This is a genomic window from Janthinobacterium sp. NKUCC08_JDC (genome assembly GCF_019345575.1).
Lineage (GTDB): Bacteria > Pseudomonadota > Gammaproteobacteria > Burkholderiales > Burkholderiaceae_D > Janthinobacterium > Janthinobacterium aestuarii.
The window spans coordinates 257,858-283,899 of record NZ_JAHKQW010000006.1 but is presented as its reverse complement, the minus strand read 5'-3'; the positions used below and the strand labels follow the sequence as shown (position 1 = coordinate 283,899).

The 26,042-nt window shown below is 64.4% G+C and carries 27 protein-coding genes and 1 pseudogene; 14 read left to right on the top strand and 14 right to left on the bottom strand.

What is annotated here, in order from left to right; genetic code table 11:
* Positions 1–73: 73 nt before the first annotated feature.
* From KO538_RS17265 to KO538_RS17255, 3 genes are all read right to left on the bottom strand, one after another.
* Entirely contained in the window at positions 74–1,201 is a 1,128-nt protein-coding gene (locus tag KO538_RS17265) for a sensor histidine kinase KdpD (RefSeq protein ID WP_219329100.1), read from the bottom strand.
* Between the two features lie 84 nt (positions 1,202–1,285).
* On the bottom strand, positions 1,286–2,161 hold the full coding sequence (locus tag KO538_RS17260) for a hypothetical protein (protein ID WP_219329099.1): 876 nt from the start codon (positions 2,159–2,161) through the stop codon (positions 1,286–1,288).
* Positions 2,162–2,260: 99 nt separating this feature from the next.
* The gene (locus KO538_RS17255) at positions 2,261–4,471 is read right to left on the bottom strand and encodes a TonB-dependent siderophore receptor (protein ID WP_219329098.1); all 2,211 of its coding nucleotides are present in this window, start codon (positions 4,469–4,471) and stop codon (positions 2,261–2,263) included.
* Positions 4,472–4,704: 233 nt separating this feature from the next.
* Here KO538_RS17255 and KO538_RS17250 point away from each other — a divergent pair, with 233 nt between their 5' ends.
* From KO538_RS17250 to KO538_RS17240, 3 genes are all read left to right on the top strand, one after another.
* Entirely contained in the window at positions 4,705–5,382 is a 678-nt protein-coding gene (locus tag KO538_RS17250; RefSeq protein ID WP_219329097.1) for a hypothetical protein, read from the top strand.
* Positions 5,383–5,641: 259 nt separating this feature from the next.
* On the top strand, positions 5,642–6,595 hold the full coding sequence (locus KO538_RS17245; RefSeq protein WP_219329096.1) for a 2-hydroxyacid dehydrogenase: 954 nt from the start codon (positions 5,642–5,644) through the stop codon (positions 6,593–6,595).
* A 46-nt stretch (positions 6,596–6,641) separates the two neighbouring features.
* The gene (locus KO538_RS17240) at positions 6,642–7,832 is read left to right on the top strand and encodes a low temperature requirement protein A (RefSeq protein WP_219329095.1); all 1,191 of its coding nucleotides are present in this window, start codon (positions 6,642–6,644) and stop codon (positions 7,830–7,832) included.
* 22 nt (positions 7,833–7,854) lie between these two features.
* Here KO538_RS17240 and KO538_RS17235 read toward each other — a convergent pair whose 3' ends face one another.
* Entirely contained in the window at positions 7,855–8,391 is a 537-nt protein-coding gene (locus KO538_RS17235) for a GNAT family N-acetyltransferase (RefSeq protein WP_219329094.1), read from the bottom strand.
* A 91-nt stretch (positions 8,392–8,482) separates the two neighbouring features.
* Here KO538_RS17235 and KO538_RS17230 point away from each other — a divergent pair, with 91 nt between their 5' ends.
* Positions 8,483–9,052 carry an XRE family transcriptional regulator gene (locus KO538_RS17230; protein ID WP_219329093.1) on the top strand — a complete coding sequence of 190 codons (570 nt, stop codon included), beginning with the start codon at positions 8,483–8,485 and terminating at the stop codon, positions 9,050–9,052.
* Positions 9,053–9,065: 13 nt separating this feature from the next.
* Here the strand turns inward: KO538_RS17230 and KO538_RS17225 are convergent, their stop codons facing one another.
* Positions 9,066–9,959: a LysR family transcriptional regulator gene (locus tag KO538_RS17225; RefSeq protein WP_257620419.1), complete on the bottom strand. Its 894-nt coding sequence runs from the start codon at positions 9,957–9,959 to the stop codon at positions 9,066–9,068.
* A gap of 60 nt (positions 9,960–10,019) precedes the next feature.
* On the opposite strand from KO538_RS17225, the pseudogene KO538_RS17220 reads away from it, so the two are divergent.
* The 3 genes and pseudogenes from KO538_RS17220 to KO538_RS17210 all read left to right on the top strand — a co-directional run.
* Positions 10,020–11,519: pseudogene (locus tag KO538_RS17220) on the top strand (MFS transporter); the annotation flags it as partial.
* A 92-nt stretch (positions 11,520–11,611) separates the two neighbouring features.
* Positions 11,612–13,180: an EAL domain-containing protein gene (locus KO538_RS17215; RefSeq protein ID WP_219329091.1), complete on the top strand. Its 1,569-nt coding sequence runs from the start codon at positions 11,612–11,614 to the stop codon at positions 13,178–13,180.
* On the top strand, positions 13,177–13,530 hold the full coding sequence (locus KO538_RS17210; RefSeq protein WP_139248270.1) for a hypothetical protein: 354 nt from the start codon (positions 13,177–13,179) through the stop codon (positions 13,528–13,530). Before KO538_RS17215 ends, KO538_RS17210 begins: the two co-directional genes overlap by 4 nt.
* A gap of 3 nt (positions 13,531–13,533) precedes the next feature.
* Here the strand turns inward: KO538_RS17210 and KO538_RS17205 are convergent, their stop codons facing one another.
* Together KO538_RS17205 and KO538_RS17200 are read right to left on the bottom strand one after the other, a co-directional pair.
* Entirely contained in the window at positions 13,534–14,886 is a 1,353-nt protein-coding gene (locus tag KO538_RS17205) for a serine hydrolase (protein ID WP_219329090.1), read from the bottom strand.
* A gap of 141 nt (positions 14,887–15,027) precedes the next feature.
* A complete protein-coding gene (locus KO538_RS17200) occupies positions 15,028–15,936 on the bottom strand; it encodes a DUF535 family protein (RefSeq protein ID WP_072453637.1) in 909 nt (302 codons plus the stop codon).
* Positions 15,937–16,124: 188 nt separating this feature from the next.
* On the opposite strand from KO538_RS17200, the gene KO538_RS17195 reads away from it, so the two are divergent.
* From KO538_RS17195 to KO538_RS17180, 4 genes are read left to right on the top strand one after another with little or no spacing between them, the layout of a single operon-like run.
* Complete coding sequence (locus KO538_RS17195; RefSeq protein ID WP_219329089.1) at positions 16,125–16,733, top strand: hypothetical protein; 609 nt, start codon at positions 16,125–16,127, stop codon at positions 16,731–16,733.
* Between the two features lie 30 nt (positions 16,734–16,763).
* Complete coding sequence (locus tag KO538_RS17190; RefSeq protein ID WP_219329088.1) at positions 16,764–17,198, top strand: DUF1801 domain-containing protein; 435 nt, start codon at positions 16,764–16,766, stop codon at positions 17,196–17,198.
* Positions 17,195–17,746, top strand: a complete 552-nt coding sequence (locus tag KO538_RS17185) for a hypothetical protein (protein WP_219329087.1) — start codon at positions 17,195–17,197, stop codon at positions 17,744–17,746. Before KO538_RS17190 ends, KO538_RS17185 begins: the two co-directional genes overlap by 4 nt.
* Positions 17,747–17,767: 21 nt before the next feature.
* Positions 17,768–18,196 carry a GNAT family N-acetyltransferase gene (locus KO538_RS17180; RefSeq protein WP_219329086.1) on the top strand — a complete coding sequence of 143 codons (429 nt, stop codon included), beginning with the start codon at positions 17,768–17,770 and terminating at the stop codon, positions 18,194–18,196.
* Positions 18,197–18,241: 45 nt separating this feature from the next.
* On the opposite strand, the gene KO538_RS17175 is transcribed toward KO538_RS17180, so the two are convergent.
* On the bottom strand, positions 18,242–19,264 hold the full coding sequence (locus tag KO538_RS17175; protein WP_257620418.1) for a DNA-binding protein: 1,023 nt from the start codon (positions 19,262–19,264) through the stop codon (positions 18,242–18,244).
* Positions 19,265–19,485: 221 nt separating this feature from the next.
* Between KO538_RS17175 and KO538_RS17170 the strand changes: the two genes are divergently transcribed.
* Positions 19,486–20,505 (top strand): tyrosine-type recombinase/integrase, encoded by a 1,020-nt coding sequence (locus KO538_RS17170; RefSeq protein ID WP_219329084.1) that lies wholly within the window; start codon positions 19,486–19,488, stop codon positions 20,503–20,505.
* Positions 20,506–20,545: 40 nt separating this feature from the next.
* Here the strand turns inward: KO538_RS17170 and KO538_RS17165 are convergent, their stop codons facing one another.
* The 5 genes from KO538_RS17165 to KO538_RS17145 form a co-directional block, all read right to left on the bottom strand.
* Entirely contained in the window at positions 20,546–21,085 is a 540-nt protein-coding gene (locus KO538_RS17165) for a hypothetical protein (RefSeq protein ID WP_219329083.1), read from the bottom strand.
* A gap of 158 nt (positions 21,086–21,243) precedes the next feature.
* Complete coding sequence (locus KO538_RS17160) at positions 21,244–21,669, bottom strand: GNAT family N-acetyltransferase (protein ID WP_219329082.1); 426 nt, start codon at positions 21,667–21,669, stop codon at positions 21,244–21,246.
* Positions 21,666–22,118, bottom strand: a complete 453-nt coding sequence (locus KO538_RS17155) for a PaaI family thioesterase (protein WP_219329081.1) — start codon at positions 22,116–22,118, stop codon at positions 21,666–21,668. Before KO538_RS17155 ends, KO538_RS17160 begins: the two co-directional genes overlap by 4 nt.
* A 33-nt stretch (positions 22,119–22,151) precedes the next feature.
* Positions 22,152–22,643: a MarR family winged helix-turn-helix transcriptional regulator gene (locus tag KO538_RS17150; RefSeq protein ID WP_219329080.1), complete on the bottom strand. Its 492-nt coding sequence runs from the start codon at positions 22,641–22,643 to the stop codon at positions 22,152–22,154.
* Positions 22,644–22,688: 45 nt separating this feature from the next.
* Complete coding sequence (locus tag KO538_RS17145) at positions 22,689–23,864, bottom strand: citrate synthase family protein (RefSeq protein WP_219329079.1); 1,176 nt, start codon at positions 23,862–23,864, stop codon at positions 22,689–22,691.
* Between the two features lie 91 nt (positions 23,865–23,955).
* Between KO538_RS17145 and KO538_RS17140 the strand changes: the two genes are divergently transcribed.
* Positions 23,956–24,498 (top strand): GNAT family N-acetyltransferase, encoded by a 543-nt coding sequence (locus tag KO538_RS17140; RefSeq protein ID WP_219329078.1) that lies wholly within the window; start codon positions 23,956–23,958, stop codon positions 24,496–24,498.
* 22 nt (positions 24,499–24,520) lie between these two features.
* A complete protein-coding gene (locus tag KO538_RS17135) occupies positions 24,521–25,576 on the top strand; it encodes an FAD-binding oxidoreductase (protein ID WP_219329077.1) in 1,056 nt (351 codons plus the stop codon).
* On the opposite strand, the gene KO538_RS17130 is transcribed toward KO538_RS17135, so the two are convergent.
* Positions 25,532–26,038, bottom strand: a complete 507-nt coding sequence (locus KO538_RS17130) for a hypothetical protein (protein ID WP_257620417.1) — start codon at positions 26,036–26,038, stop codon at positions 25,532–25,534. The two genes, KO538_RS17135 and KO538_RS17130, sit on opposite strands and share 45 nt — an antisense overlap.
* Positions 26,039–26,042: the final 4 nt, after the last annotated feature.

The window sequence follows — 26,042 nt, the reverse complement described above, 5'->3', positions numbered from 1 at the left end:
AAAACCGTCATCCGCACCGTATTGGTGCGTTACTGCGCGGAAAATGCCGGTGTTGGGGCAGTTGGCGGCGAGCTCAAGCGTCCGGCGTGACGAAGGGCCGGCAATCGATGGGCAGGTCGATGGTAAACGTGGTGCCCGTTTCCGGCGCGCTGTCGACCAGCGCGCTGCCGCCGTGGCTTTCCGCCACGTTTTGCACGAAGGGCAGGCCGATGCCCCAGCCGGGCGCGCTGCCCTGGTGTTCGCGGCGCAGGTATTCGAAGATGCGCTCGGTCTGCTCCGGGGCGATAGTGCTGCCCGTGTTGTGCACGGTGAGTATCATGCGTTCGCGCAGGGTGTTGATGTGGATATGGATGGGGCCGTCGTCGCCATACTTGAGGGCGTTGCCGACCAGGTTTTCCAGGGCGCGGCGCAGCGAATTTTCGCACCACCAGCCGGTGACGGACGCGCCCGTGACCTGGCACTTGCCCGGATGGCCCGTATTCACGCTGTCGGCCACCTGCTGCGCCAGCGGCAGGATATCGAAACGATGCAAGACCAGCGGCAGCTTTTGCCCCCGGTGGTAGCTGAGCGTATCGAGCAATTCCTGGATCATGTCGTCGAGGCGCTTGCCGTGTTCGATGATTTTCGACGCCAGGGCCGGCACGTCGAACTGCTGCGCGCGCCGCTGCAGCAGCTGGGCGCTGTTGAGCATGACGGAGAGGGGATTGCGCATGTCGTGCGACAGGCCGGCGGCGATGCGCCGCTGGAAGCTTTCATGCATGGCCGTAAATTCCAGGATGGCTTCGCGGATGCCCGTATCGATCGAGGCATTGATCACCTTCCAGTCGCGGCGCCGCAGCGGCACGCCCGCGTCGAGGGCCGCATCGGCGAAACAGTCGCGGAAGATCTGGTATTCCTGGATCACCTGTTCCGGGCCATAGCTGGTCATGCGCGCCCGTTCGTTGCCGTGCACGGCCGGCGCGTTGGTGTTGCTGGTGGCATCGTCGCGCGGATAGCCTGGCGTCAGCGCTTCGGCCAGGTTGTCGAAGAAGGCGGGCAGGGTGTTGATCAATATGGGTGTCAGCAAGGCGTCGGCGCCGCGTACCTTGGCGCGCACCTCGTGTTCCCATTGCGTCAGCACGGCATCGCGCATGCTGAAGATGCGCCGCGTACGCGCGGGCATGTCCAGTACATGCATTTTCTGGTCAGAGGCATAGGTCATCGCAGCTCTCCATCGACAGCTCGGCATCCACGCGGTGCAACGGCGGGAGCTAAAGTATCCTCCAAATCGGCGTGCGGGTGGTGTTCAATTCGGCGCGTCGGCGCCGGTCATGACGGCGCTCAAATGACCGAGGGTTGTATCCCATTGCTCCAGCGAAAAGTTCTGCGGATCGTCATGGCCATTCGCATAGCCCGTATCGAGCACGGCGTGGAAGGCGGGGATCAGCCACGTGCCCTTGCGCACGCTGGCGACGATGTACAGCAGGGCCAGGCGCTCGTATTGCGCAGGCGTAAAACCGGGATCGGGCGCCAGCCCGTCGTTGCCCTTGCCGCCGCCAGGTACGGAGTTGCGCGGCTGCACCAGTTCCACATGCAGGAACAGACCCGTCAGCGACGGCTTGTCCTTCTCCAGTTTGCTGGCGTAGCTGGCCGTGCCGAAGTCGCGCACGGCCAGGGAGCCGCCCAGGCGGTTCACGTACACATGGCCTTTCGGACCGCCGCCCAGCGCGGGGTTACGTAAATTGAAATCGTTGAAATCCCAGCTGGCGTCGTTGATGTGGCCGGGAATGGGCTCCAGCAGGAAATTCGGGTAGCTGGTGTCGTGGATGACGAAATAGCGGGCCATGGGCGCGGCCAGCCGGCCCACGGCGCGCGACAGCGGTGCATCGACGGCGCCGCCCAGGTCCGCTTCGCTGATCGATTGCTGCGCCAGCCAGGCACGCAGCCTGGTTGGCGCGATGCCCGTGCGCTGGCCGATGCGGGCGGCAAGAAACTCGGGCAGCGGCGCGCTCTCGCCCAGGCGCGCATACAACTTGACGGGGCGCAGCAAGCACGTGGCTTGCGCCCGCGCATCGCCCTTGAAGCCGCTTTTCCAGACGGCATACGGGCAGGCCGCTTGCTTCTGGGCGGCGGCCGGCAGGGACAGGCAGAGCAATAGCAGCAGGGCAGGGAGTCGTTTCATGCGGGCATTGTCGCCGAAGCGGGGCTTGCGGCACAGGCGTACACGCGAAAAAAAAGCTGCCCGAAGGCAGCTTTCGTGACGGCATGGGCTGCCAGCTATTTAAAACGCCACGCTGCCCGACACGACGAAGGTGCGCGGCGCGGCCAGCACCAGGCTGCCGGCGTCGAACGAGGAGACGGCCGAGGCCCAGTAGCTGCGGTCGGCCACGTTGTCGATGCGCGCGCGCAAGGTCACGTCATGCCCGGCTACCTGCGTCAGGTAGCGTGCACCGATGTCGACGCGGGTCCACGATGGCAGTTGCTTGCTGTTGGCCAGGTCCGCATATTGCGTCGACGTGTAGACAGTGCGGGCATTCAGGCTTAAGCCGGGCGCACCGGGCAGGTCCCATTCGCCGCCCACGCTGAGCTGTGTTTTTGGCGCGCCGATGGCATGCTTTCCATTGTTGGCCGGCTTGTCCGTCTTGCGCTGTTCCGTATCAAGCCAGGTCAGGCCTCCCAGCAGGCGCACGCCCGCCATCGGCGTGCCGAAGATGGACAGTTCCAGGCCCTGGTTGCGCTGTTCGCCCGAGAGGGTGGCACGTGAACCGACCACGGCAGGCAAAGGCTTGGCCGTGGAAAACAGGGCGGCGCTCATGCCCAGCCTGCCGCCGTCATACTTGACGCCGATTTCCTTCTGCTTCGACTTGTAGGGCGAGAAGACTTCGCCCTTGTTGCTCAGTGGCACGTCATTCTTGCCATCAAAGTAGGTGCCGCTGGCAACGGGACCCTTGACCAGCGCCTCGATGTAGTTGGCGTACAGCGACACGTTCTTGCTGGCTTTGTAGACGATGCCGGCCACGGGCGTCGTGGCGCTCTTGTCATAGCTGGAATACTGGACGGCCGTGCCGTAAGCATATGCCGCGTCGCGGATCTGCTGGCGGCGCAGGCCCACGGTCAGCAGCAGCCGGTCGTCGAGGAAGGCCATGGTATCGGCCACGGCGTAGCTGCTGAGGATGGTTTTTTGCGTCAGGCGCGGGTCGCTCATCACGCCGCCCGAGTTCGCGGCCAGGGTGGGCGGCATGGCCACGTCCAGCGGACGGTAGATATTCGTCGGCAAGCCCGCGTAGTCGCTGATCGCATACGCATTCTTCGCCTCGTTCCAGTGGCCGGACCAGCTGGCCACCAGGGTGTGCTGGACGGCGCCCGTCGTGAGCTTGCCGCGGACGCCCAGTTCGCCCGTGCGGATTTCCTGCTTGCGCGCATTGTCGAAGCGGTACACGCTGGCATCGCCATTGAGCGAGCTCAACGTCGGTTGGGCCAGGCTGTTCGATTCCTTCGTCGAACGGCTGCCGAACGCGGCCCAGGCCACGACATCCTTGGCCAGGTCGACTTCGGCGCGCGCCGTGCCGAACACGTCGTGTTCCTTCGAATAGCTCCACGGCTGGGCAAAGTTCTTCGACGCATCGGGCGCGCCCGGCAAGGCCGTCAGGCTGCCCGTGTTGACGGAAGGACGAGGCGCCGTCAGATCGAAATTCTGGTAGCCGGCATCGGCCGACAGGCGGTAGCCGCGGCCGCGATAATCGAGACCGACGGAAAACATGCCCACGTCGTGGTCTTCGCGCTTGATGCTGGTCTCGCCCTGGCGCTTGGCGGCATTCAAGCGCACGCCGAATTCCTTGTTTTCGCCAAAGCGGCGCGCCACGTCGATGGCCGCATAGGCGTGGCCGCCCGATTCCACGCCCACGGTCAATTCCGTCAACGGCGTGTTGCCGGCGCGCTTGGGCATCAGGTTGATGGCGCCGCCGATGCCGCTGCCGCCCGGCGCCGCGCCGTTGAGGAAAGCGCTGGCGCCACGGAACACTTCCACGCGCTCGAGCAATTCCGGCGATACATATTGACGCGGTAACACGCCATACAGGCCGTTGTAGGCCACGTCGTCCGAATCGAGGGCGAAACCGCGGATCACATACACTTCCTGGAAATTGCCATAGCCGCGCGACATGCGCACGGCCGCATCGCTTTGCAGCAAGTCGCCCACGCTGCGCGCCTGCTGGTCGGCAATGAATTGCTGGGTATAACTGGTGCTGCCGAATGGCGAGTCCATCATGTCCACGGACCCGAGGATGCCCATGCGCCCGCCGCGCGCCACCTGGCCGCCCGCATACGCCTTCGACAAGCCTTCCGCCGACGCATCGGCCGAGGCATTGACGACAACGGTCGGCATGGTTTGCGCGCCGTTGTCTGCCGGCGTGTTCTGGGCGTGGGCGGCGGCGCTGGCCAGCAGGAAGGCGGCCAGGGCGAACGGGGTAGGGACGAGGTGGAAGGAGCGCATGGTGTTGTTTGGATATTAATGAGAATGATTATCATTATATTCCAGCGCGGCGCATAGCGTGGAAAAGTGTGAGAAAGCGATCAAAAAGTCGCCATTTGTACAACACGCGGCAAGTGAGGGTGCCGGAATCTGGCGCAAAAAGGCGCATCGGACGATACCTTGTGGATTTATTAATGCCTCTGGTCAGGTTTCGCTAGAATGGGCCATCGCGCCCGGCGCCCACAGGAATCCGCATGCCATTGCTCCGCCATCTACCGTCCGCTTCCATGCGCCTGCGCATACGGCGGGGCTTGAGCCTGAAAGGCGCGGCCGTCGCGCTGATCCTGGCCATGCATGCGCTGGGCCTGTATTTCCTGCTGCTGCCGGCGCGGCAACTGAAGCAATACACGGAAGTGGCCTTCATGACCTTGCTGCCGCCCCGGCCAGCGCCGCAGGCGCCACCGCTGGCCTTGCCGCTGCCGATGCCGGCTCCCATGCCGCGCGCGCGGGCTACAGTACCGTCCCAAATTGCCGCGCCGCCCGCCGTGGCAGCAGAAATCATCATCGTTCCCGCCGAGGAATCGCCTGCCGCACCCGCCACGGTACCGTCCGCCGGAGACTTGCGCACGCGCGCCCGGCTGGCCGCAGGCGCCGCCGACAAGGCCCTGCGCGGCGAAACCAGGCAAGACAAGCCGTGGCTGGCCACTGCCGAACTCAAGAGCGACAGTACCTTCCAGAAGCTGATCGCCTCCGCCTGGCGCGGCGGCCCCGTCATCCGCGTGGAGGAATACCTGACGGCCGACGGCCGTCCCGCCACGCGCGTCGTCAGCGCCGGCGGCGCCACGTGCTTCGGGCTCGATGCGAACCCGGGCGCGGGCGCCGACCCGTTCAAGACGGGTGGCAAGGTGAAAAGAGTGCCTTGCCCGGGTTGAGGCGGTTTGAGGGTTGTGCAGGTCAGATTAGCTGTAGGTCAGATTATCGCAGCGTAATCTGACATGCTGCGTGGCGGCGCTTGTCGGCTTACGCCTGTTGGGCTAAGCCGACCTACGATTGGATGGGGGTAGCCCCACGCGGGAAAAGACCGTGCGCCGGGCAGGGTTTTAGGGGCGGTAATAGGGTAGTCACCCCCGCCATGGCATCAAATATGCTAAGTTGCGTCTGCAAATCCTGCCGACACCGACCCGGACGCCCATGCCACCCGACCTCCTCATCCTCGCCCCCAGCCCTTCGGCTGCCGTCAACGCGCAGCTGGAACAGCAATACACCTGTCATCACGCCTGGCAAGTGCCGGCGGACGAGCGCCACGCCTGGCTGGCCGAGCGCGCGCCGCTTATCCGCGCCGTCGTCACGACGGGCGCGCTGGGCTTGAACGCCACCGACATGGGCTTGCTGCCGAATCTGGAAATTGTCGCCGTCAATGGCGTGGGTCTCGATGGCGTGGCGCTCGACGTGGCGCGCGAACGGGGCATCGCCGTCACCACCACGCCGAACGTGCTGACGGACGACGTGGCCGACGTGGCGCTGGCCTTGCTGCTGGCCAGCGCGCGGCACATCGTGGCGCTCGACCGTTTCGTGCGCGACGGCGGCTGGGAGCGCCGCGACGCCATCGCCCCCGCATCTAGCCTGCGCGGCAAGACGGCCGGCATCTTCGGTTTCGGCCAGATCGGCCAGGCCATCGCGCTGCGCCTGGCCGCTTTCGGCGTCCACGTCCGCTACTTCCAGCCGCGCGCCATTGCCGATACTACCGTGCCGCGCGCGGAATCGCTGCTGGCCCTGGCGCAGGAAAGCGATTATCTGATCGTTTGCGCGCCGGGCACGCCCGCCACGCGCAAGATCATCGACCGCACCATTCTCGACGCGCTCGGCCCGCAAGGCACCCTGATCAATATCGCCCGTGGCGCCCTGATCGATGAAGACGCGCTGATCGCCGCCTTGCAGGATGGCCATCTCGGGGCGGCCGGCCTCGACGTGTTTGCCGACGAACCACGCGTACCGACCGCCTTGCGCGCCTTGCCGAATGTCGTGCTGACGCCGCACGTGGGCAGCCTGACCGTGGAAACGCGGCACGCGATGGGGCAACTGGTCGTCGATAACCTGGCCGCGCACTTCGCCGGCTTGCCCTTGCTGACACAAGTAAAGCCATAAAGTCCAGGATCAACCGTTTTAATCAAGCATGAATGAAAGAGTAGCTATGGAATTAAGAAAATCGCTGTTGCGCACGCGCGGCGGGCTGGACAGCGGCAAGGTGGGCATGATCGAGCTGTTCTTCGACCTCGTGTTCGTGTTTGCCGTCACGCAACTGTCGCACGGCTTGCTGGCCCACCTGAGCGCCATGGGCTGGCTGCAGACGGGTCTGCTGCTGATGGCCGTCTGGTGGGTGTGGATCTTCACGTCGTGGATCACCAACTGGCTCGACCCCGAACGCATTCCCGTGCGCATCAGCCTGTTCGCGCTGATGCTGGGCGGCCTGATCATGTCGGCCTCGATCCCCGAAGCGTTCGGCACGCGGGGCCTCGCCTTTGCGGGCGCCTACGTGGCCATGCAGGTGGGCCGGCCCCTGTTTGCCTGGTGGGCCGTGCGCCATGAAGCGCTGTCGCGCCGCCGCAATTTCCAGCGCATCGCCCTGTGGGCCGTGCTGTCCGGCATCTTCTGGATCGCCGGCGGCATCGCGTCGCCCGAACAGCGCATCTTCTGGTGGATGCTGGCACTGGCGATCGACCTGGCCGGGCCCTGGATGCAGTTCGGCCTGCCGGGCCTGGGCCGCTCGACGACGGCCGACTGGGACGTCGACGGCAGCCACATGGCCGAACGCTGCGGCCTGTTCGTCATCATCGCCCTCGGTGAATCGTTGCTGGTGACGGGCGCCACGTTCGCGGGCCTGGAATGGACGGCCGCCAATTGGCTGGGCTTCCTGTCGGCCCTGGTCGGCAGCATCGCCATGTGGTGGATTTATTTCGATACGGGCGCCGAGGCGGGCCACCACCGCATCGCCCACTCGAAAGACCCGGGCCGCATCGCCCGCAAGGCCTACACCTATATTCACGTGCTGATCGTGGGCGGCGTGATCGTCAGCGCCGTGGCCGATGAGCTGGCCCTCGTGCATCCGGACGAAGCGAGCTTTGCCGGCATCAGCGCCTTGCTGGGCGGCCCGATCCTGTATCTGCTGGGCAATGCGCTGTTCAAATGGGTCAGCAGTGAGCGCGCCGCGCCGCCGCTGTCGCATCTGCTGGGCATTCTGATCATCCTGGCGCTGATCCCGATGGCCTACGGCCGTCTGTATTCACCCTTGACCCTGGCCTGCATCACCAGCTGCGTGCTGGTACTGGTGGCCGTGTGGGAACATATGGCGCTGCGCCGTCCACCGCCGGAGATCGATCTCTGATGCGCGATCTCTGACGTCTGTTTTACCCTTGGCCGGGCGGCGCGATGCCGTCCGGATCGCTGCGCGTATCGAGCTGCAGCTGCAGGAATGCCAGGTCCAGCCAGGCGCCGAACTTGGTGCCCACCTGGCGCATCAATCCCACTTCCTCGAAGCCCAGCTGCTTGTGCAGGGCGATCGAGCCGGCATTGCCCGCTTCGATGCCCGCCACCATCACGTGCTTGCCCAGGCCGCGCGCCCGCGCGATCAATTCCACCATCAAGGCCTTGCCGACGCCGGCGCCCCGGCGATCAGCGCGCACGTACACGGAATGCTCGACCGTATGCAGGAAACCCTCGAACGGGCGCCAGTCGCCGAACGAGGCGTAGCCAGCGACAGTTCCTTCCGCATCGATGGCGACCAGCACGGGGTAGCTGGCCCGCTGGCGGTCAGCCAGCCAGGCGGCGCGGTTGGCCGCGTCGACCGTGCGTTCATTCCAGATGGCCAGGGTATTGCTGACGGCATCGTTGTAGATGGCCAGTATGGCCTCGATATCGCCCGCATGGGCATCGCGTATCTGCATGTTGCTCTCCTCGTCAAGCGTCTACTATAATAGACAAATCATAGATTGCCGTCGACCGCTTGTCCAATAAAATCCGAATGGAAGCCGATACATGTCCACTAAACCAGACGAATTGAATCAGCGCATCGGCGCCAGGGTGCGCCTCGAGCGGGAAAACCTGGGCTGGTCGCTGACGGACCTGGCGGCCCGCTCTGGCGTGTCGCGCGCGATGGTGCACAAGGTGGAGCGGGGTGATTGCAGCCCCACGGCCACCTTGCTGGCGCGGCTGTCGGGCGCCTTCGACTTGAGCATGTCCGAGCTGATCGCGCGCGCCGAGATGCGGGCCGGGCGCTTGCTGCGTCAGGCCGAGCAGCCCGTGTGGGTCGACCCGCAAAGCGGCTATGTGCGGCGGCACGTGTCGCCCGCGTCCGACATGCCGCTCGACCTCGTGCATATTACCTTGCCGCCGGGCGCCGTGGTGGCCATGCCGGCCGCCGCCTATGTGTCGCGGCGACAACTCATCTGGTCGCTCAGCGGCAGCCTCGTGTTCATTGAAGGAGAGACGCGCCACGTGCTGGACGAGGGCGATTGCCTGGAACTGGGTCCGCCCGCCGACTGCGTTTTCAAGAATGAAACTGCCACCGCCTGCACCTACGCCGTGGCCGTGTTGAAGAATAGTTGAGCTTAAGCCAGCGTTACAGCGCTACTGCGCGCAGCTGGGCAATGAAGGCGCGCGCGGCGGGCGCCTGTTCGTGGCGGCGGAAGGCCACGGCGATTTCCGAGCTGATCTGCGGCCCTGCCAGCTCGCGAAATACCACGCCCGGCAATTGCACGCTGGCCATCACGGAATGGGGCACGATGGCGCAACCGACGCCCAGCGACACTTCCGTCAGCACGGCCACCAGGCTGCCCGGACGCGACACCACCTGCGCCACAAAGCCGCCGCGCCGGCTCACCTCCAATGTGCCCAATTCCTGTTCCGGCACGATGAAGGACTGCTGCGCCAGCGCGGCCGGCGCCGCCACATCCAACAAAGCCAGCGGGCTGTCCGCCAGCACGGCGAGCACGAAGCGGTCGCGCAGCAAGACCACGCTGTCCAGTCCGTCCGGCAAGTGCAGGGGCGGGCGTACGAAGGCCAGGTCCACCCGGCCCTGGTCCAGCAAGCCGGGCAGGGTATCCATTGCATACTCGCGCGCGCCGATGTGGATACCGGGGTGGCTGGCGCGAAAGCGGGAAAACTGGTCCTGCAGCACGCCGGAATAGGCGGCCGACGCCACGTAGCCGATTTCCAGTCGCCCCAGTTCGCCCCGCCCGGCGCGCCGTGCCACTTCCTGCGCCTGCGCCAGTTGCCCCAGCGCGCGCGTGGCCTCGATGACAAACAATTCTCCGGCGGCCGTCAGGGACACGGCGCGCTTGCTGCGCTGGAACAAGCGCGTGCCCAGCAGCTGCTCCGTTTCCTGCACCTGCTTGGTCAGCGCGGGCGGAGAAATACCGAGTTCCGCGGCGGCCCGCGCGAAGTGCAGGCTGTGCGCGACGGCCAGCACGCAGCGGAAATGCCGCAGTTCCATCTCTTTATCTGTATTCACCATGGGTAAATTATAAGGCGACTGCCTTATAACAGGAAATAATACAAGCGTGCTTACAATCGGGGCATGAAGAATACCAACTGGACTTTATATACGTGCTCGGGCGTCTGCGCGCTGATCATGCTCGATACCAACGTCGTGGCCGTCTCCCTGCCGTCGATCGCCCGTTCGCTCAACGCCAGCTTCGTCGACGTGGAATGGGTGGTCAGCGCCTACATGCTGGCGTTCGCCTCGTTCCTGCTGCCGGCCGGCAGCATCGCCGACCGCCTGGGCCGCCGCAGGGTGATGCTGTTTGGCTTGGCCTTATTCGCGCTGGCGTCCCTGCTGTGCGGCTTGGCGTGGACGCCGTTCATGCTCAACGTGGCGCGCGCCGTCAAGGGGCTCGGCGCCGCGCTGTTGCTGACGTCCGCGCTGGCCGTCATCGGCCACACGTTCCATGCGGAAAAGGAGCGGGCGCGCGCCTGGTCCGTATGGGGCGGGGCCATGGGCGTGGCCATGACGGTAGCGCCCTTGCTGGGCGGCCTGATCACGAGCGCCATCAACTGGCGCTGGATTTTCTACCTGAACCTGCCCGTCGTCGCCATGTTGATGTGGCTCGTAGGCAAGCACGTGGATGAATCGAAGGATGCGTCCAACGCCAGTTTCGACCCGCTCGGCGCGGCATTATTCTCCGCCGGCCTGTTCGCCATCATCTGGGGCTTGATCGACGCCAGCGTGGCGGGCTGGGCCAGCCGCGCCACCGTGCTGCGTTTTGTGGCCGGCGCGGCGCTGCTGGCCGTGTTCGTGCGGGTGGAACGGCGCCAGCGCGCGCCCATGGTCGATCTGTCGCTGTTTGGCCGGCGCGTGTTCGTCGGCGCCGTGCTGGGCATGTTCGGTTATGCGATCGCCGCGCAAGTGATGATGACCTTCCTGCCGCTGTACCTGCAGAACGCCTTCGGCTTTTCCGCCGTGCTGGCCGGCTGCGCCATGCTGCCGTTTGCCGTCGCCATGGTGGTGCTGTCCCGCCTGGCGCCGCGCGCCATGCGCCATCTGGACGACCGCGGCATTCTGGTGACGGGCTTGCTGATCGTCGCTGTCGGCAACTTGGCCACGGCGCTGGCCGCCGACAGCCTGCAGTACGGCTGGGTGGCGGCGGGCATGATCGTCACGGGCGCGGGAGCGGGATTGCTCAACGGCACCACGCAAAAAGCCATCCTTGCCTGCATCCCGCGCGAGCGCACGGGCATGGGCTCGGGCATCAGCACGACGACGCGCTTTGTCGGCATCGTGCTGGCCGTGGGCGCCCTGGGCGCCGTGCTGGCCATGCGCACGGCAGCTTCGTTCGACAAATTGGCGTGGCTGCACGGCTTGAAGGCCTCGCCCGAAATGATAGGACGCATCGTCGCCGGCAACGCGGCCGACGCTTTCGGCCAGCTGCCGCCCGCGATGCAGGCCGTGGCGCGGGAAGCGGCGCGCCACGCCTTCATCGACGGCTTTGCCAGCGTGCTGTACCTGGCGGGCGGACTGGCAGCAGTCGTGGCGGTGCTCGTGTTCGTGCTGGCGCGACCGCTGGAAAAGATGTAACTGTTCAGCAATATCCGCGTGCACGGCCTGCACTTGTAATATGATGCCATCGAGCAATACATAGCAATCATATAACTACCGCAGGTAATCACATGCGCAGAAAACGGATCATCATTACCAGTGTGCTGGTGGCAGTCATCGGCGTGGCCGCCCCCCTGAGCCTGGCCTTCTATTTGTCGTCCGTGCGCGCCGAGCAGGGCGAGCAGGAACGCCTGCGCCTGCTGGCAGGCTATGCGCTCGAGCGCGCCCACCGGTCGATCGCCTCGGCCAGCATGGCCCTGCGCAGCGCCGATGCGCTGGACCTGGCGCCGTGTTCGGAAGCGCATGTCCAGCAGTTGCGCCGCATCACCATCACCACGCGCAGCATCGACGATATCGGCTATGTCGAAAACGGCTTGCTCAAATGCACGTCGAACGGCATGGAGGAAGCGCGCATCGCCGTCACGCCCGCGGACTTTACCCTCGACAATGGTATGGGCCTCGATTTCAACCTGCGCCCCGTCGTCAGCGGCGGCAAGCGCATGGTGGGCTTGTCCTACCGCGCCTATAAGGTGTTGATCGATCCCGTGCGCTTTTCCGACGTCATCGTCGACAACGACATCCAGATGGCCGTGGCCATCGGCAAGGGCGGTGTGCTCGACACCTTGCACCATCCGGACCCGGCCTTGGTCAAGACACTGCTCGCGGGCAAAGGGGCGGCGGACACGCTGGCGCACGAGGACAGCATCCATGCGATGCTGTACCGCGATGGCTTGACGGCCGTCATGATCGAGCCACGCAGCAAGCTCAGCGAAAGGCTGCGCCGCGAACAGTTGCTGCTCTTGCCGCTGGGCCTGTTGATGGCCGCCTTCATCGTCGGCATCGTCGTGTGGCTGTCGCGCCGCCGGCTGTCGCTGCGCGGCGAACTGGAAACGGCCGTCGAGCGGCGTGAATTCTTTGTCCACTATCAACCGATCATCGCGCTCGACACGGGCGTGTGCGTGGGCGCCGAGGCGCTGATACGCTGGCGCCGCCCCGACGGCAGCATGATACGCCCCGACCTGTTCATCCCCGTGGCCGAGGAGGCCGAACTGATACTGCCCATCACGGACCAGGTCATCGCTTGCGTGATCGCCGACATGCGCGCCGCGCTGCTGGCCGACCGCGAGCTGCACATCGCCATCAACCTGTGCGCCAGTGACATTGAAACGGGCCGGGTGCTCGACGTGCTGGAACGCGCGCTGGCCGGCACCGGCATCGAGGCGCAGCAGATCTGGCTGGAAGCAACGGAGCGGGGCTTCATCAACGTGGAAGCGGCCCGCGCCACCATCGAAAAGGCCCGGGCACGGGGCCATGCCGTGGCCATCGACGACTTCGGCACCGGTTATTCCAGCCTGTCGAGCCTGCAAAATCTGCCACTCGACGCCTTGAAAATCGACAAATCCTTCGTCGACACGATCGGCACGGACGCGGCCACCAGCAGCGTCACGCCGCACATCATCGCCATGGCCCGCACCCTGAACATGTTGATCGTGGCCGAAGGCATCGAAACGCAGCAGCAAGCTGATTATCTGCTGGAACGCAAGGTAGAATTCGGCCAGGGCTGGCTGTTTGCGAAAGCGTTGCCGGCCGCGGAATTCCTCAATTTTTACCGGGCGCGCCGCGCCCCGTCGTCCACATGAAACAGCCACGCTTTCCCTATCCCTTGCAGCCGCTGCGCGTCCCCGGCGGCTGGCATATCACCGTCAACACCCTGTTCGAAGTGGAGCCTGGCCCCGATACCATGGAATGGTTCAGCAGCGCATTGTTGCTATGGGGCAGCTGCCGCGACACCGGCTACTGCTTCAATTCGCATTTTGAACCGGAGGACGATCCGCAGGGCGAATTCGTGCTGGAGATGGGCAAGGTGGCATACGACCGCCACGGCAAGATTGTCCAGGGCAGCGACGCCTTCCTCGGCGAGTTTCGCACACGCAGCAAGGCGGCGTTTGTCGCCCGGGTCGAGCAATTCATGCAGGACCCGGCAGCTTGATTTTTACGGCTTGCGCGGCAAGACGACGTCCTGTCCACCTTGCTTGAGCACGGCGCTGGCGATCTTGCCCGCCGCATCGCGTGTAAATGCCAGTTCCGCCTCGATGGCGCGGAAGAAAAACTGGTCCTTGGCGCTGGCAAACAAGGGGGCTGACCCAACGCCCGTGCCGGCCGCTTCCAGGCCGTTCTTGCCCAAGGTCACCGTCAACGTGAATTCCGCGCCCAGCGGATACTCGCCCACGTACTCGGCCAATGCTGTGCGCGGCAGCTCGATGGCGGCCTGCGGCTTTTTCAGCGGCGGCAACGGTGTGCCGGGCAGCAAGGCGGACAAGCCCAGCGCATCGACCTCGCGCACCGTGTTGGTCAGCACTATCACGCCCCGCTTGCCGTCCGTCGTGAACGCCGCATAGCTGGCGTAGCCGCCCGTCTGGCCGTTGTGCCAGGCGTAGGTTTGCCCCTGTTGCTGTTCCAGCAGCCAGGCCAGGCCGATTTTCGAGCCGCTGTCGGGCGCCAGCGGACGCTGCGGCTGGATCGCCAGCGCGTACGGGCGCAGCGGCTTGAACATATACGCTTGCAAGTAGGAAATCATGTCACGCGCGCTCGAATACACGCCGCCGGCCGGCGCCACCACGTTCATATCCCAAGCCGGCGTCGGTTCGCCCGACAGCAAATGGCCGGGCGCCAGGCGCGCCAGCATGCCGTGCGTGGGCTTGTTCGAGGTGGAACGCATGCCCAGCGGCACGGCGATGCGCTTTTGCAGCTGCGCTTCAAAGCTGGTACCGGCCTGTGCCGCCAGGGCCGTGCCCAGCACGGCGTAGCCGATATTGGAGTATTCAAGTTTCGTGCCCGGCGCATACGGCAGATGATAGGCGGCGAGAAACTGCCGCTGTTTGGCTTCCGTGTAGTCGGCATACGGATTGGCCGGGTCCTTGGGCGCGAAGTTGTCGGGCAGGCGCGGCAGTGAGGAGTAGTGCGTGGCCAGGTCGAGCAGGCTGATCGTCTTGCCCTCGAATGCAGGCACCGCATAGCCGGGCAATAATGCTGCGACCGGCTCATCGAGTTTGACCTTGTTTTGAACGACGGCGTCGGCCAGTAGCAAGCCCGTCATGGTCTTGGTGACGGAACCGATCTGGTAGACAGTATCGGCGCCGGGCTTGATGTTCTTGCCGGCATGTACGCTGCCAAAGCCGTACACGGCGCTCTCCTTGCCATCGATGATGGCGATGACGATGCTCGCGTGCATGCCCGTGCGCGTGAGTTCCTCGGCGCGCTGGCGCACGGCATCGTCCAGTACGGGGGCGGCCAGCGCGGCGCTGCCGAGCAGGCAAAGGGGAAGGAAAGTAAAAGCGGGTGTCATGGGAACCTTGTCCTGGGTGGGCCGGATGCACGCCAGCGCCTCGATAGGGTATCTGGCATGTCAAGTGAAGGATACGGCGCCAACATGAAGGTTGCCTGAGTTTTATGACATGCTTATCGGCTTGGCAATGCTTGTGCCTGCTCAATTGTCAGCCGTTGGCGCTTCCAGAAAATCCGCCAGCTGCGCGCGCATGCCGTCGGCCATGTCTTGCAGCAATTCGCCGCGCCGCCGCGCATCGGCGCGCTTTTTCGATGGCACACCGGCCAGGTCTGGCGCACGGTAGGGCGCGCAGGGCAAGTGATAATTGCCGTCGCGCATACGCAAGGCGTGCAACTCTTGCCACGCCAGGTCGTAGTCGGCGGCGATATGGCGCCGGCGCCGCGCATTCAGGGCGATGCGGTTGTCATTGCTGATCAAGAACAGGTTATTGCAGGCAAAAAAGTCGCCGAAATCACGCAAGGCCGTCACCATCAGGTTTTTCGGACGGCAACCATGCAGCGCCCGCGTGGCTTCCTTGACGGCCAGCTTGCCCGCTTCCGAGCGCAAGCCTTGCAGCGCGCCCAGCTGCAGCGAGACGCCATCGGCCCGCGGCACGAACAAAAAGCTGGCCAGGTACAGGGGCTGGCCGTCGCGCGTCAGGCGCAGGCACAGTTCGCCTTCGCGGTAGCTGTCGTGGATGGCCGTCAGCTGCAAGCGGTACAGCGCCGCGTCCTTGCCTTGGAATGCGGCCAGCACCACGGGCGCGTGCGCGGCCCGTTCGACCAGGGCGCGCGCGCCCGCTTGCCACAGGAAACGGTAATGTCCTTCCAGCAAGGCCAGGCGATCCGCGCAACCGAGCAGGCGCGAGGCGTAAGGACGGTAAATCTTGAAGCGCAGGCAAGGATGCAGCTGCGCCAGCGAGTGCAGGCCCGGCATGCTGCCCAGGAAAGCGTGCCAGCGCGAGCGCTGGCGGGGAAAGAAGAGGGCGCCCAGCGCCGCTTTCAGGCGGTGGCCGCTGGCCGGGTGCGGCACGGCGGCGCCGTGGCGCAGGGTTAACGCGATGTCATTCATGGTTCTGCCGGTAAAGGGCAGGCGCTGCACAATGAGAGCCTTGCCAACATGAATGCTACGTGGGCCAGGTGAAGTTCATATTAAGAAGCTATCCCATGGGTATTTAGAGGATGGCAACTAAACATTTGCCTTCTGGCAATATAGACGGTTATGCTCGCCGCACCTTGACTCGATGACTGACGCCTCTCATGAACCACCGCCATTTGCTTGCCATTCCCGTATTGCTTGCGACACTGGGCGTCCACGCGCAAGACCGCACGGCCGATCCTTTGGCGCCCTTGGCGCAATGCATCAACCGCAGCCAGTTCCAGTTCAGGACGCAGGACCGGCTGCCAGCCGGTGCGACCACGCGCATCGTCAAGATGGCGGCGGGGGATAGGCAGATATCGACGGCCGATGGCTATCGGCTGATGCTGTTCCGCAAGAGCAGCTTGCCTTTCGTGAATCTGAAGATCGAACGCAGCGCCGAAGGCCAGTTCGCGGCCGACCGCGAGACCATCGTGGCGCAGATGCGGGAAATGGCCGCCAGGGGCAAGCTGCCGCAGCAACTGCCGCTGGAAACGGACACGCGCGATGGCGTGGAAGTGCTAGGATTGAATAACGCCAGTATCGCGCAAGCGCAAGGCATCATCAGTTTGTATACACTGCTGCACGCCGCCAGCGGCACGGTCGCCACCGCCTACATACTGAACCAGCCGGCCGATCCGCTCGACTTTGCGACGGATGCGCAATACCAGGCGCTGCGCGCACAATTGATTGCCTCGCTTGCCAGCTGCATGGCCGATCCTGCGCAGTAAGGCAAGCGGGCAGGGAAGGAAATGTCAGCCATGAAAAAAACAGTACCGGGCACGGCGCCCGATAATGACGCCGAAAACGCCGAGCCCGCCGCCAGCCGGATCGACGCGAAGATCGCCTCGCTGGCGGACTGGCGCGGCAAAATCCTGGCCAATGTGCGGACGCTGATCCGCCAGGCGGACCCGGACGTGGTCGAGGAAGTCAAATGGCGCGGCGTGCCCGTCTGGTCGCACGCGGGCATGATCTGCACGGGCGAAACCTACAAATCGGCCGTGAAACTCACCTTCGCCAAGGGCGCCGCCTTGCCCGATCCGGCTGGCCTGTTCAATGCCAGCCTGGATGGCAACACGCGCCGGGCCATCGATATCCACGAAGGCGAGCATCTCGATGCCGCGGCGTTCAAGGCGCTGATACGCGCCGCCGTGGCCGCAAATACGGCGCCAAAACCAAAACGGACTTCTACTTGAGACATTATCTGTACCTCTGGCACGACCCGGCCGAGCGCATGCTGGTCGCTTCCGGCATCGAATTCAAGGATTGTATTGCTGCCCTCGGCGAAGCGGACGGCATCGTGCTGCGCAAGGGCAGCGCCGGCACAATCAAAAAGCCTGCCGCCTTTCATATCTTGGCGCCGCAACAACTGCCAGCCCTGGCGCTCGAAGACATGTACGCGTGGGGCAGCCATGCCTGGGCCGATTGGCAGGGCAAGCCACCCGCGTCCAAGGATGCTGCCGTGGCTAAGATGCTCGATCACCGTGCCGCATTGGCGCCGCTGCCCGCCCTGCAGGGCCGCTTTCTCGCCTTTGCCCACGACGACGGCTGGTATCTGAAACTGTTTTATGGGGAATGGGACGATGTGGCGGCCTTGCTCGCCAGCACCATCCCGCCAGCCCTGGGCATGCTCGATCTGGCGGCACTGCGGCAGGGAGGTGACGGCTACTGGTTGCGGGACGGCACAGTCCAGGTGGAACTGAAAACCCACGATATCGACAGCGTGCTGAATCGCCGCCTGTAAGCAACGGATAGCGCGCCAGCCATGTGCCTGATTCGTCCTTTCTCCAGCGCGGACGCGCAGTCCTGCACCGCCATCCTGGCCCTGGCAGGGCGCGACGCCTTCGGCCCTGTCGCCGGCAGCGCTACTTTCAAGGCGGCGACGCAGGGCGAAGCCATCCTCGTTGCCGAACGCGGCGGCATCGTCACCGGTTTTGCCGCCGTGTACACGGGCGATGCCCCCGACTATTTCCTGCACCACCTGTATGTGCACCCGGCGCGCAGCGGCTCGGGCATCGGCGGGCAACTGCTGGCGGCCGTCGTGGCATGCTTCGGTCCCCGCCTGAGCCTGAAAACGCAGCTGAGCAATACGGGCGCGCGGCGCTTTTATGCGCGCGCGGGCTGGGTCGAAGATGCGGCAGACAGCGGCGTGGACGCCATCGGCGCATGGATACGGGTGCGCTACCGGCAATAAAACGTCAGATTCAGCGAGGCGCGCAAGGCAGCCATATAGACAGGTTCAAACATCGCGCTTCTCCTTGCTATCCGAAAACAGGGCCAGGCGCGCCGCCATGCCGGCATTCTCGCGCAGCAAGCCGTCGCGTTCCTGCGCCAGGCTTTCCGCCTTCAGTTGCGACGCCTGCGCATTTTCCGCCAGCATGTCGAGCTGCCGGTCTTGCGTCGCCAGCGCCACCTTGGCGTCGTTCAGCGCCAGCAAGGCTGTATCGAGCTTGGCCAGCAGGGCGTCGGCTGACGCGGCCGCCTGCAAGTACTGAAATTCGAACTGGTCGCGCTCGGGACGCACGGTGGCCAGCGCTGCGCGTTCGGCGGCCGCGTCATCAGCCAGGCGCGTGTGCTCCGCCTGCAGCTGTGCCAGCCGCATGTCTTGCTGCACCAAGGTCGCTTGCTGGCCTTGCAGGCGCTGCTGCAGCTGGGCGTTCTCCTGCTCCAGGCGGCTCTCGCGTTGCTGCGCCTGGGCCCTTTCCTCGCTGCGCTGCGCGGCCGCCGCTTCCTGGTAATGGTCGAACTGCGAGCGCACTTGCGCCAGCTGGCGGTTCAGGGCCGCAATTTCCTCGCCCCGGTCGGCCAGGCGCTGCTTCAGGCCAGCATTGTCGCTGTGCAGGGTGGCCAGGGTGACGGCGCGAAAATGGTGCTCTTCCTTCAGTTGCGCCAGCGCGTGCTGGGTGGCGCGCAATTCCTGGGTGAGGGCGGCGCGCGCCTCCGTCAGTTTCAACCGCTCCGTTTCCGTCTTCTTCAGCTTTTCCAGCGCCGCGTCGAGCTCCGCGCGGTTCTGTTGCATGCCCGTTTCCAGCTGCTGCGCCACGTCGCGCTGCTGCTTCTCATAGACGCCGCGCATCGCTTCCATCAGTTCGGCCGGCAAGCCCGCTTCCGTTTTCACGGCGCCCGCGCCCTGGAACTCTTCCTTCCAGCGTTTTAGCAGGGGAGCGATGGTGCTCTTGCTGCCCGTGCTGCCCAGCGCTTCGCGCACGCTGTCGACCGTGGGATTGCGCCCATCGGCAGCGACGATTTGGGCTGCTTTCATAATATCAGAGTACAAAATGCCGGTGCGGGCCATAAAACCACCTATGAGCGAAATTTAGTAACGTATTACATGATACGTAATATTGAATAATATTACGATATAAATTTTCGCGATTTTGGAAAAAATATAAGTCACGATAAGATCGCTTATCGCGTGTTATGGGGGGCTTTGCATGCTATTCTGCGTATCTCCCAGTACAAAACCGCGATTTCGCCGCCGCCATGCCCGATTTGCCCCTCTCGAAACGACGTATTGCCGCGTCCAAAAGCACCGCTATCGCTCCTGCCCCATTACACGGCGCCCTGGTCGATGCCGAGCTGGCCGCGCGCCACCAGGCGTTTCTCGCCGCCGCCACGTCCGATAACACGCGCCGCACCTACCGTTCCGCCATTCGCCACTTCCAGACTTGGGGCGGGGCGCTGCCCGCCGACGAGTCCACCGTCATCCGCTACCTGCTGGCCCATGCGGACAGCCTGAACGCCCGTACCCTGGCCCTGCGCCTGACGGCCCTGTCGCAATGGCATGTGTACCAGGGCTTTGCCGACCCCGCGTCCACGCCCACCGTGCGCAAGACCCTGGCCGGCATCGCCCGCCTGCACGGCAAGCCAAAAAAGAAGGCCAAGGCCCTGCCGCTGGAGGATCTGGAAGCGATCGTCGCCAAGCTGGCCGCGCTGGGCACCAACAAGGCCTTGCGCGACAGCGCCTTGCTGCAGCTGGGATTTTTTGGCGGTTTCCGCCGCAGCGAACTGGTGGGATTGACCGTGGAAGACGTGCGCTGGGAGCCGCAGGGCATGGTGATCACCTTGCCCCGCTCGAAAACGGACCAACTGGGGGAGGGCATCGTCAAGGCGATTCCGTTCGGCGACGGCATCTGCTGCCCGGCCACGGCCTTGCGCACGTGGCTGGCCGCGGCGCACATCCGCACGGGGCCGCTCTTGCGCACGGTGAACCAGTGGGGACACGTGGGCGCGAAGGGACTGCACGCGAGCAGCATCAATACGATCTTGGAAGCTTGCGCCAGGCTGGCGGCGCTCGACTACGTGCCGGAACTATCGAGCCACAGCCTGCGCCGCGGCATGGCCACCAGCGCGCACCGGGCCGGCGCCGATTTCCAGGCCATCAAGCGCCAGGGCGGCTGGCGCCACGACGGCACCGTGCATGGCTATATAGAAGAGGCGGGGCGCTTCGAGGAGAATGCGGCGGGAAGTTTGTTGAAGGGGAAGAGGAAGGCGGCGGGCTGAGGGTGCGCGCCAGCGCGTCCGGCTGAATGACTGGCTGCGATTACTCCGGCAACTCCGGGATCAGCAGAAGATCGAAATATTGCTCGCGGAGCTTGGCGAGCCGCGCCATCTGCGGCGTAACAGGACGCATCTGCAAAGCCTCCCGCATGTATTCGAGACGAGACTCCGCATCGTCATGGTGTTCTTCGTCGGGTTCTGTAAAGTAACCGATTGCTTCTTCCTCTTGATATACCAACTGCTCCAGGGAGTACCAGCCGACGTAGTAGCCCAAATTAAAGAATTCCTCAAAGGACTCGGCGATCACTACGTTGTTTTCGTCCGCGCTTGGCAGAGTCATTACGATCGGTAAAGTTCCGTTAGCGGATACAAAGTCTTTGAGATAACTGTAATGGACACCGTCCCCGCCTGTGCTTGCAAAGGTAACGACGTTAGCAGGGGTGCACCAGTATTGCTGTTCCATTTGAGGCGTTTCCAGGATAAGGCCACAAGGCTCGAAGACCATATCGGCGGAAGTTTCAAACTGAATTGCGGCGGCATCAGCGACTTGATGCAGTTTTTCAAGCTGAACGGGTAGTTTCATTTTTTTAGACCCAACGTGTTCTACATTACAAAACGACGAGCTAACGCGCCTGCGATATAACATCTCATGCTGTCGATTCAGGGACACAGCATGGTTGAGTGTATGGCATTGTTACTTCTTTGGCAAGTAAGAGATATGGATACAGCTTTGTGAGGCACTCAAGGCAGCGGCTTGATGAAATGAATGCGCTCCCTGGCCGTGTCGCCAAAGTGCTCCACCAGCCTGATCTGGTATCCATTGCGGATCAGCAAGCGCAGCATGGCGGGATAGCGGTTCATCGATTTCACCGTGACCGCCGCAAAACCGTGTGCGCTGGCCCAGGTTTCCTGGACTTCCAGCAGGCGCTGCGCCAGGCCCGTCTTGCGATGCGCGGGCAGCACGCCGCCGAGCCAGCTATACAGGGAGCCATCCTCTGCGGCATAGCCCAGCTTGAAGCCGACGGGCTGGCCGTCCGCTTCCGCGATCAGCATCAGCGCATCTGCGGGCAGCCGCTCCTGCAACTGCGCCAGGCTGCGCCGCTGGTCGAACTCGGGTATCGCCTGCAGTACGTGCCAGGCTTCCTCAATGGTGCCGGGCCGTATCATACGGCCGCTTGTTCCCGGGGGCGGATGATCATGCAGGTGGCCGTCGCGTGCGCGTACACCTTACCGGCCTCGTCGCGGATCGTGCCTTCGGAAATGACCAGGTTGCGTCCTGCATTGATCACTTTGCCTTCCGCGTAGACCGTCACGTTGAAGGGCAGGGGGCGGCACATCTTGATGTTCAGGTCCGTCGTGCCGTAGCTTTCGCCGGCCGGCAAGACCGTGTGCGTGGCGCAACCCGTGACGGTGTCGAGCACGGTGGCCGCGAAACCGCCGTGCACGCCGCCCATGGGATTGGTGTGCGTTTCATTTGCCGTCGCCGTGAAGATGACACGGCCATGCTCGACAGTATGCGCATCCATGGGCATGGTCTTGGAAATGCCGGGCCGGGGAAACAGGCCTTGCGCGAAAGCTTGCATCAGTTGCAAGCCGGTCATGTCGTTCGGGTGCATGGGTAACTCCTGTGGTGGTGATGTGGGGATGGGTCAGACGTCCTGCGCAAAACGCAGGCGCGAGGCGTGCAGCAGGAAGCGGGCGACGACGGCCAGTTCTTCCTCGCTGAAACCTTGCTTCAGTTGTTCATTCAGGCTGTCGAGCAGGGGCAGGGCGGCGGCCAGCACTTCGCCGCCCCTGGGCGACATGTGCAAGGTGCCGGCGCGCGCATCGAGCGCCGACTGGCCGCGCACGATCAGGCCGTTTTCTTCCATGCGCGCCACCAGCCCCGTGACGGCCGAGTTTTTCAGCTGCAGTGCCCGCCCCAGGTCCTTCAATTGGCAGCCTTCCTCGCCCTTCAGGGCAAACAGGGCGACCACTTGCGTGCCGGAAAAACCCAGTTCGCTGGTGAAGACGGCATCGGCCGAACGAAACAGATTCTGGCGCGCCAGGTTGAGCAGATTGAACAGCCGCGGCGAACGCTCGCCCAGCGGGCAGGCTACGGCATCGGGGGTGTCTGAGGTAGGGGGGGTATTGGTACGCATGCGAAGTATACTACTACGTATGCGTAATAAATCAAGCGTCTATTGTCAGTCGCGCTGGTGGCGCCCGATATAGCGTGCGCGGGGACGTATCAAGGCCGCGCTGGTGGCTTGCTCGTTGGCATGCGCGATCCAGCCAGCCGAGCGGGCCAGCGCAAACACGCTCAATGCTGCGCCCTCGGGCCAGCCGAACGCCAGCTCCATGGCCGCCAGCGCCAGGTCGGCATTCGGACGCGCATCGAGCAGTTCGCCCGCCGTGGCGCAGAAGGACTGGATGGCGCCCAGCTGGGGGGACTTGTGCGACAGCGCCGACAGGCGATCCAGCAGATACGCGGCACGCGGGTCGCCTTGCGGATACAGCGGGTGGCCAAAGCCGGCGAATTCCGGCGCGATGGTCTTGTAGAATGCGCCGATGGCGTCCCTGGCGTCCGGCGCGGCCAGCGCCTGCGTCAACATGCACCTGGCCGCCGCACTGCCGCCCCCGTGTCTTTCGCCGGACAAGGCCGCCAGCCCGGCGCCCAGCGCGGCGGGCAGGCTGGCACCCGTTGAGGCGACGCAGCGCACGGCAAAGGTCGACGCATTCAACTCATGGTCGGCCAGCAGCACGAGGGCGGCGCGCAGCAATTCAGTCTGGTCCGTGTCGGCCTGCCACGCCTGGGCCAGCTGCTGGTGCAGCGGCAAGGCGGACGGCGCCGTCTGCAGCAGGGCGGCGGCCAGGATGCGCATCAAGGCGGGGCCGGACTGCAGCATGTCCGCAGGCGCAGGCAGGGACGACAGCATGGCCATGGCCAGCATGGCGCGCGCCAGCGGCGCCGCATCGGGCACGCTGGCCAGCCCCTGTGGCAGGGCCGGCGCATCTTGCTGGAAATAGTCGCCCGCCCCGTCGTCCCACAGCAAGCTGGCGGCCGCTTCCAAGGTCGCGTTCCGCGCCAGCGATGTCGCAGCGCAGCCCCGATACAACAGCCGTCCATCGAGAATGTGAGAAATCTGCGTCTCCAGCACGGGCAAGCCCCAGTGCATGGCTGCCACGGCTGTCTGACCGCCGCGCTTGGCGTCATTCTTGCGGGCCGCCAGGCGCAGCACGTCTTCCTGCGGATAGCGCTTGCGGCGCGAATCTCCATTGCTGACGGAAGCCAGCAAGCCCCGGCTCACGTAGGAATACAGGGTGGGCAGGCTGACGCCCAGCAGGTGCGCCGCGTCGAGGGCGGATAAGTCGTTTTTCATGGCGGCGATTGTATCTGTATATTGATTCGTGGAATCAAGATTGACGGGCCGCGTGGCGCTTCACTAGACTCATGCCTTTGCAGGAGTCCCCATGAGTACACACACGATACGCACCCTGCGCCTTGATGACGCCGCGCCCTTGCTGGCCTTCGAACTCGCCAACCGGGCCTGGTTCGAGCGCCATATCGACCGGCGCCCGGACGATTTTTACAGCGCTGACGGCATCCAGGCGCACGTCGCGCAATTCCTGGACGAGCACGCACAGGGCCGCATGCACCCCTGCGTCATCGTGGACGAGCGCGGCGAGCTGATCGGCCGCGCCAATCTCAAGGATATCGACAAGCAGGCCCGAACGGCCGAAGTCGGCTACCGCATCGGCGAACAGCAAGCTGGCAAGGGCCTGGCCACGGCCGCACTGCGTTATCTGATCGACTTGGCGCAAGACGAATGGCGGCTGGCCAGCCTGTGCGCCTACGCCATCGATGGCAATGCGGCCTCGATCCGCGTGCTGGAACGCTGCGGTTTCGTGCAGGGAATGGCCGTGCCCGATATTGCGATCGTGGCAGGCAAGGTCGTCGATGGCCATGCCTATGCGCTGGATTTGCGGGCGGCTGGGGTAGACTCTGCCCTGTGATAAATGAGCAAAGTTGCCAGATATGAATCATGATGACCCAAAACGCATCGTCGTCATTGGCGCCGGTATCGTCGGCGCGTCGCTCGCCTACCACCTGGCCAGCAAGGGTGAAAAAGTCACCGTGGTCGAGGCGGGCGACATCGCTTCCGGCGTGACGGGCACCTCGTTTGCGTGGATTAACACGTCCTGCGCCGGGCCCGACCCCATTGCGGCCCTGCGCGGTGGCGCCATCGCGGCCTGGCGCCAGCTGGAAACGCAGGTGCCCGGATTGAAAGTGCGCTGGCATGGCGCCTTGTCGTATGGCACGCAGGATGGGCGGGTGTCGCCCGTATCCATATTGCTGGACCGCTCGCGCATCGTCCAGCTTGAACCGCATCTGCGGCAGCCGCCGGAACAGGCGCTGTACGAACCGGGGCAGGGCGCGCTCGACGCCGTTGCCGCCACACACGCCATGCTGGCAGCGGCCAGGGCGTTAGGTGCGACCATCCGCACGCACACGCCCGTGCTGAGCTTTGCCGTCCGGGACGCAAAGGTGACGGGCGTGGAAACGGCCGCGGGGCTCATCGAAGCAGACGTGGTCGTGCTGGCGGCAGGCACAGGCACCGCCAAACTGGCCGAGCAACTGGGCGCCAGTCTGCCCATCCACGCCTCGCCCGCGATTTTCCTGCGCTACCAGGCGCCACTCGGCCTGGTGCGCGGCATTATTTCCAGCCATGCAATGGAGGTGCGGCAAGAAGAAGATGGCACCATGCTGGCTGCGGAAGACTATGTGGACGAGGCGCCGGAAAACCAGCCCGCCGCCATGGCGCAGCGCACGGCCAGCGCGATCCGCGATGAACTGGAAGGAGCCGACGCCATCGCGCCGGCATTCGCCTGCATCGGCCTGCGTCCCATGCCCTTTGACGGCGTGCCCATCATCGGCTACTTGCCGCAGGTGGGTGGCGTGTACGTGTGCGCCATGCATCCGGGCGTCGTGCTGGCGGCCATCGTGGGGCAGCTTGCCAGCGAGGAAATCGTCACTGGCAAGCCAAGGTCAGCCCTGGAGGCTTGCCGGCCCGCGCGCTTCCTGGCGTGCTGATTCCTGGGGCACAGGCGCCACGAACACGGGCAGGACGAACGGCACTTGCTCCTGCTCATCGCCATCCTCCGACGGGGCCTGCATATAATGTTCGTTGCGCCAGTCCCCGTTCACCACGCGATCGGCGATCAGCGCCAGATCCTGCGTTTCGTGCAACTCGCAGCGAAACGGCAACCGCCCATGCGAGCGCGACACCAGGCTGAAGCGCAACTGCCGGCATTGCGCATCGTGCCAGCAATAGAACAGCATCTCCTCGCCAACGAGCGCGCTGCTGCGCGCCGCGATCAACTCTCTGATGAATTCAACGATATCGGCCGCATGGATCTGCGGCGTTTCCTCGTCCGTGGGCGAAAAGCTCCACATATTGTTTATCGCTTCGTGATTGATATCGTCGGGATCAATGAGCACTTCATCATCTTGCGCCATTTCCAGCCATGCATTGAATGTCTTGCATTTCATCATGTCA

Bases quoted from the DNA above. Each gene is read 5' to 3' on its own strand.
- KO538_RS17235 (WP_219329094.1), bottom strand. From the start codon at position 8,391: ATGCAGATACGCGATGCCCATGCGGGCGATATCGAGGCCATACTGGCC.
- KO538_RS17230 (WP_219329093.1), top strand. From the start codon at position 8,483: ATGTCCACTAAACCAGACGAATTGAATCAGCGCATCGGCGCCAGGGTG.
- KO538_RS17250 (WP_219329097.1), top strand. From the start codon at position 4,705: ATGCCATTGCTCCGCCATCTACCGTCCGCTTCCATGCGCCTGCGCATA.
- KO538_RS17160 (WP_219329082.1), bottom strand. From the start codon at position 21,669: ATGATACGGCCCGGCACCATTGAGGAAGCCTGGCACGTACTGCAGGCG.
- KO538_RS17145 (WP_219329079.1), bottom strand. From the start codon at position 23,864: ATGAAAAACGACTTATCCGCCCTCGACGCGGCGCACCTGCTGGGCGTC.
- KO538_RS17180 (WP_219329086.1), top strand. From the start codon at position 17,768: ATGTGCCTGATTCGTCCTTTCTCCAGCGCGGACGCGCAGTCCTGCACC.
- KO538_RS17150 (WP_219329080.1), bottom strand. From the start codon at position 22,643: ATGCGTACCAATACCCCCCCTACCTCAGACACCCCCGATGCCGTAGCC.
- KO538_RS17155 (WP_219329081.1), bottom strand. From the start codon at position 22,118: ATGCACCCGAACGACATGACCGGCTTGCAACTGATGCAAGCTTTCGCG.
- KO538_RS17215 (WP_219329091.1), top strand. From the start codon at position 11,612: ATGCGCAGAAAACGGATCATCATTACCAGTGTGCTGGTGGCAGTCATC.
- KO538_RS17200 (WP_072453637.1), bottom strand. From the start codon at position 15,936: ATGAATGACATCGCGTTAACCCTGCGCCACGGCGCCGCCGTGCCGCAC.
- KO538_RS17260 (WP_219329099.1), bottom strand. From the start codon at position 2,161: ATGAAACGACTCCCTGCCCTGCTGCTATTGCTCTGCCTGTCCCTGCCG.
- KO538_RS17205 (WP_219329090.1), bottom strand. From the start codon at position 14,886: ATGACACCCGCTTTTACTTTCCTTCCCCTTTGCCTGCTCGGCAGCGCC.
- KO538_RS17190 (WP_219329088.1), top strand. From the start codon at position 16,764: ATGAAAAAAACAGTACCGGGCACGGCGCCCGATAATGACGCCGAAAAC.
- KO538_RS17265 (WP_219329100.1), bottom strand. From the start codon at position 1,201: ATGACCTATGCCTCTGACCAGAAAATGCATGTACTGGACATGCCCGCG.
- KO538_RS17170 (WP_219329084.1), top strand. From the start codon at position 19,486: ATGCCCGATTTGCCCCTCTCGAAACGACGTATTGCCGCGTCCAAAAGC.
- KO538_RS17165 (WP_219329083.1), bottom strand. From the start codon at position 21,085: ATGAAACTACCCGTTCAGCTTGAAAAACTGCATCAAGTCGCTGATGCC.
- KO538_RS17140 (WP_219329078.1), top strand. From the start codon at position 23,956: ATGAGTACACACACGATACGCACCCTGCGCCTTGATGACGCCGCGCCC.
- KO538_RS17130 (WP_257620417.1), bottom strand. From the start codon at position 26,038: ATGATGAAATGCAAGACATTCAATGCATGGCTGGAAATGGCGCAAGAT.
- KO538_RS17135 (WP_219329077.1), top strand. From the start codon at position 24,521: ATGAATCATGATGACCCAAAACGCATCGTCGTCATTGGCGCCGGTATC.
- KO538_RS17245 (WP_219329096.1), top strand. From the start codon at position 5,642: ATGCCACCCGACCTCCTCATCCTCGCCCCCAGCCCTTCGGCTGCCGTC.
- KO538_RS17175 (WP_257620418.1), bottom strand. From the start codon at position 19,264: ATGAAAGCAGCCCAAATCGTCGCTGCCGATGGGCGCAATCCCACGGTC.
- KO538_RS17210 (WP_139248270.1), top strand. From the start codon at position 13,177: ATGAAACAGCCACGCTTTCCCTATCCCTTGCAGCCGCTGCGCGTCCCC.
- KO538_RS17255 (WP_219329098.1), bottom strand. From the start codon at position 4,471: ATGCGCTCCTTCCACCTCGTCCCTACCCCGTTCGCCCTGGCCGCCTTC.
- KO538_RS17225 (WP_257620419.1), bottom strand. From the start codon at position 9,959: ATGGTGAATACAGATAAAGAGATGGAACTGCGGCATTTCCGCTGCGTG.
- KO538_RS17240 (WP_219329095.1), top strand. From the start codon at position 6,642: ATGGAATTAAGAAAATCGCTGTTGCGCACGCGCGGCGGGCTGGACAGC.
- KO538_RS17195 (WP_219329089.1), top strand. From the start codon at position 16,125: ATGAACCACCGCCATTTGCTTGCCATTCCCGTATTGCTTGCGACACTG.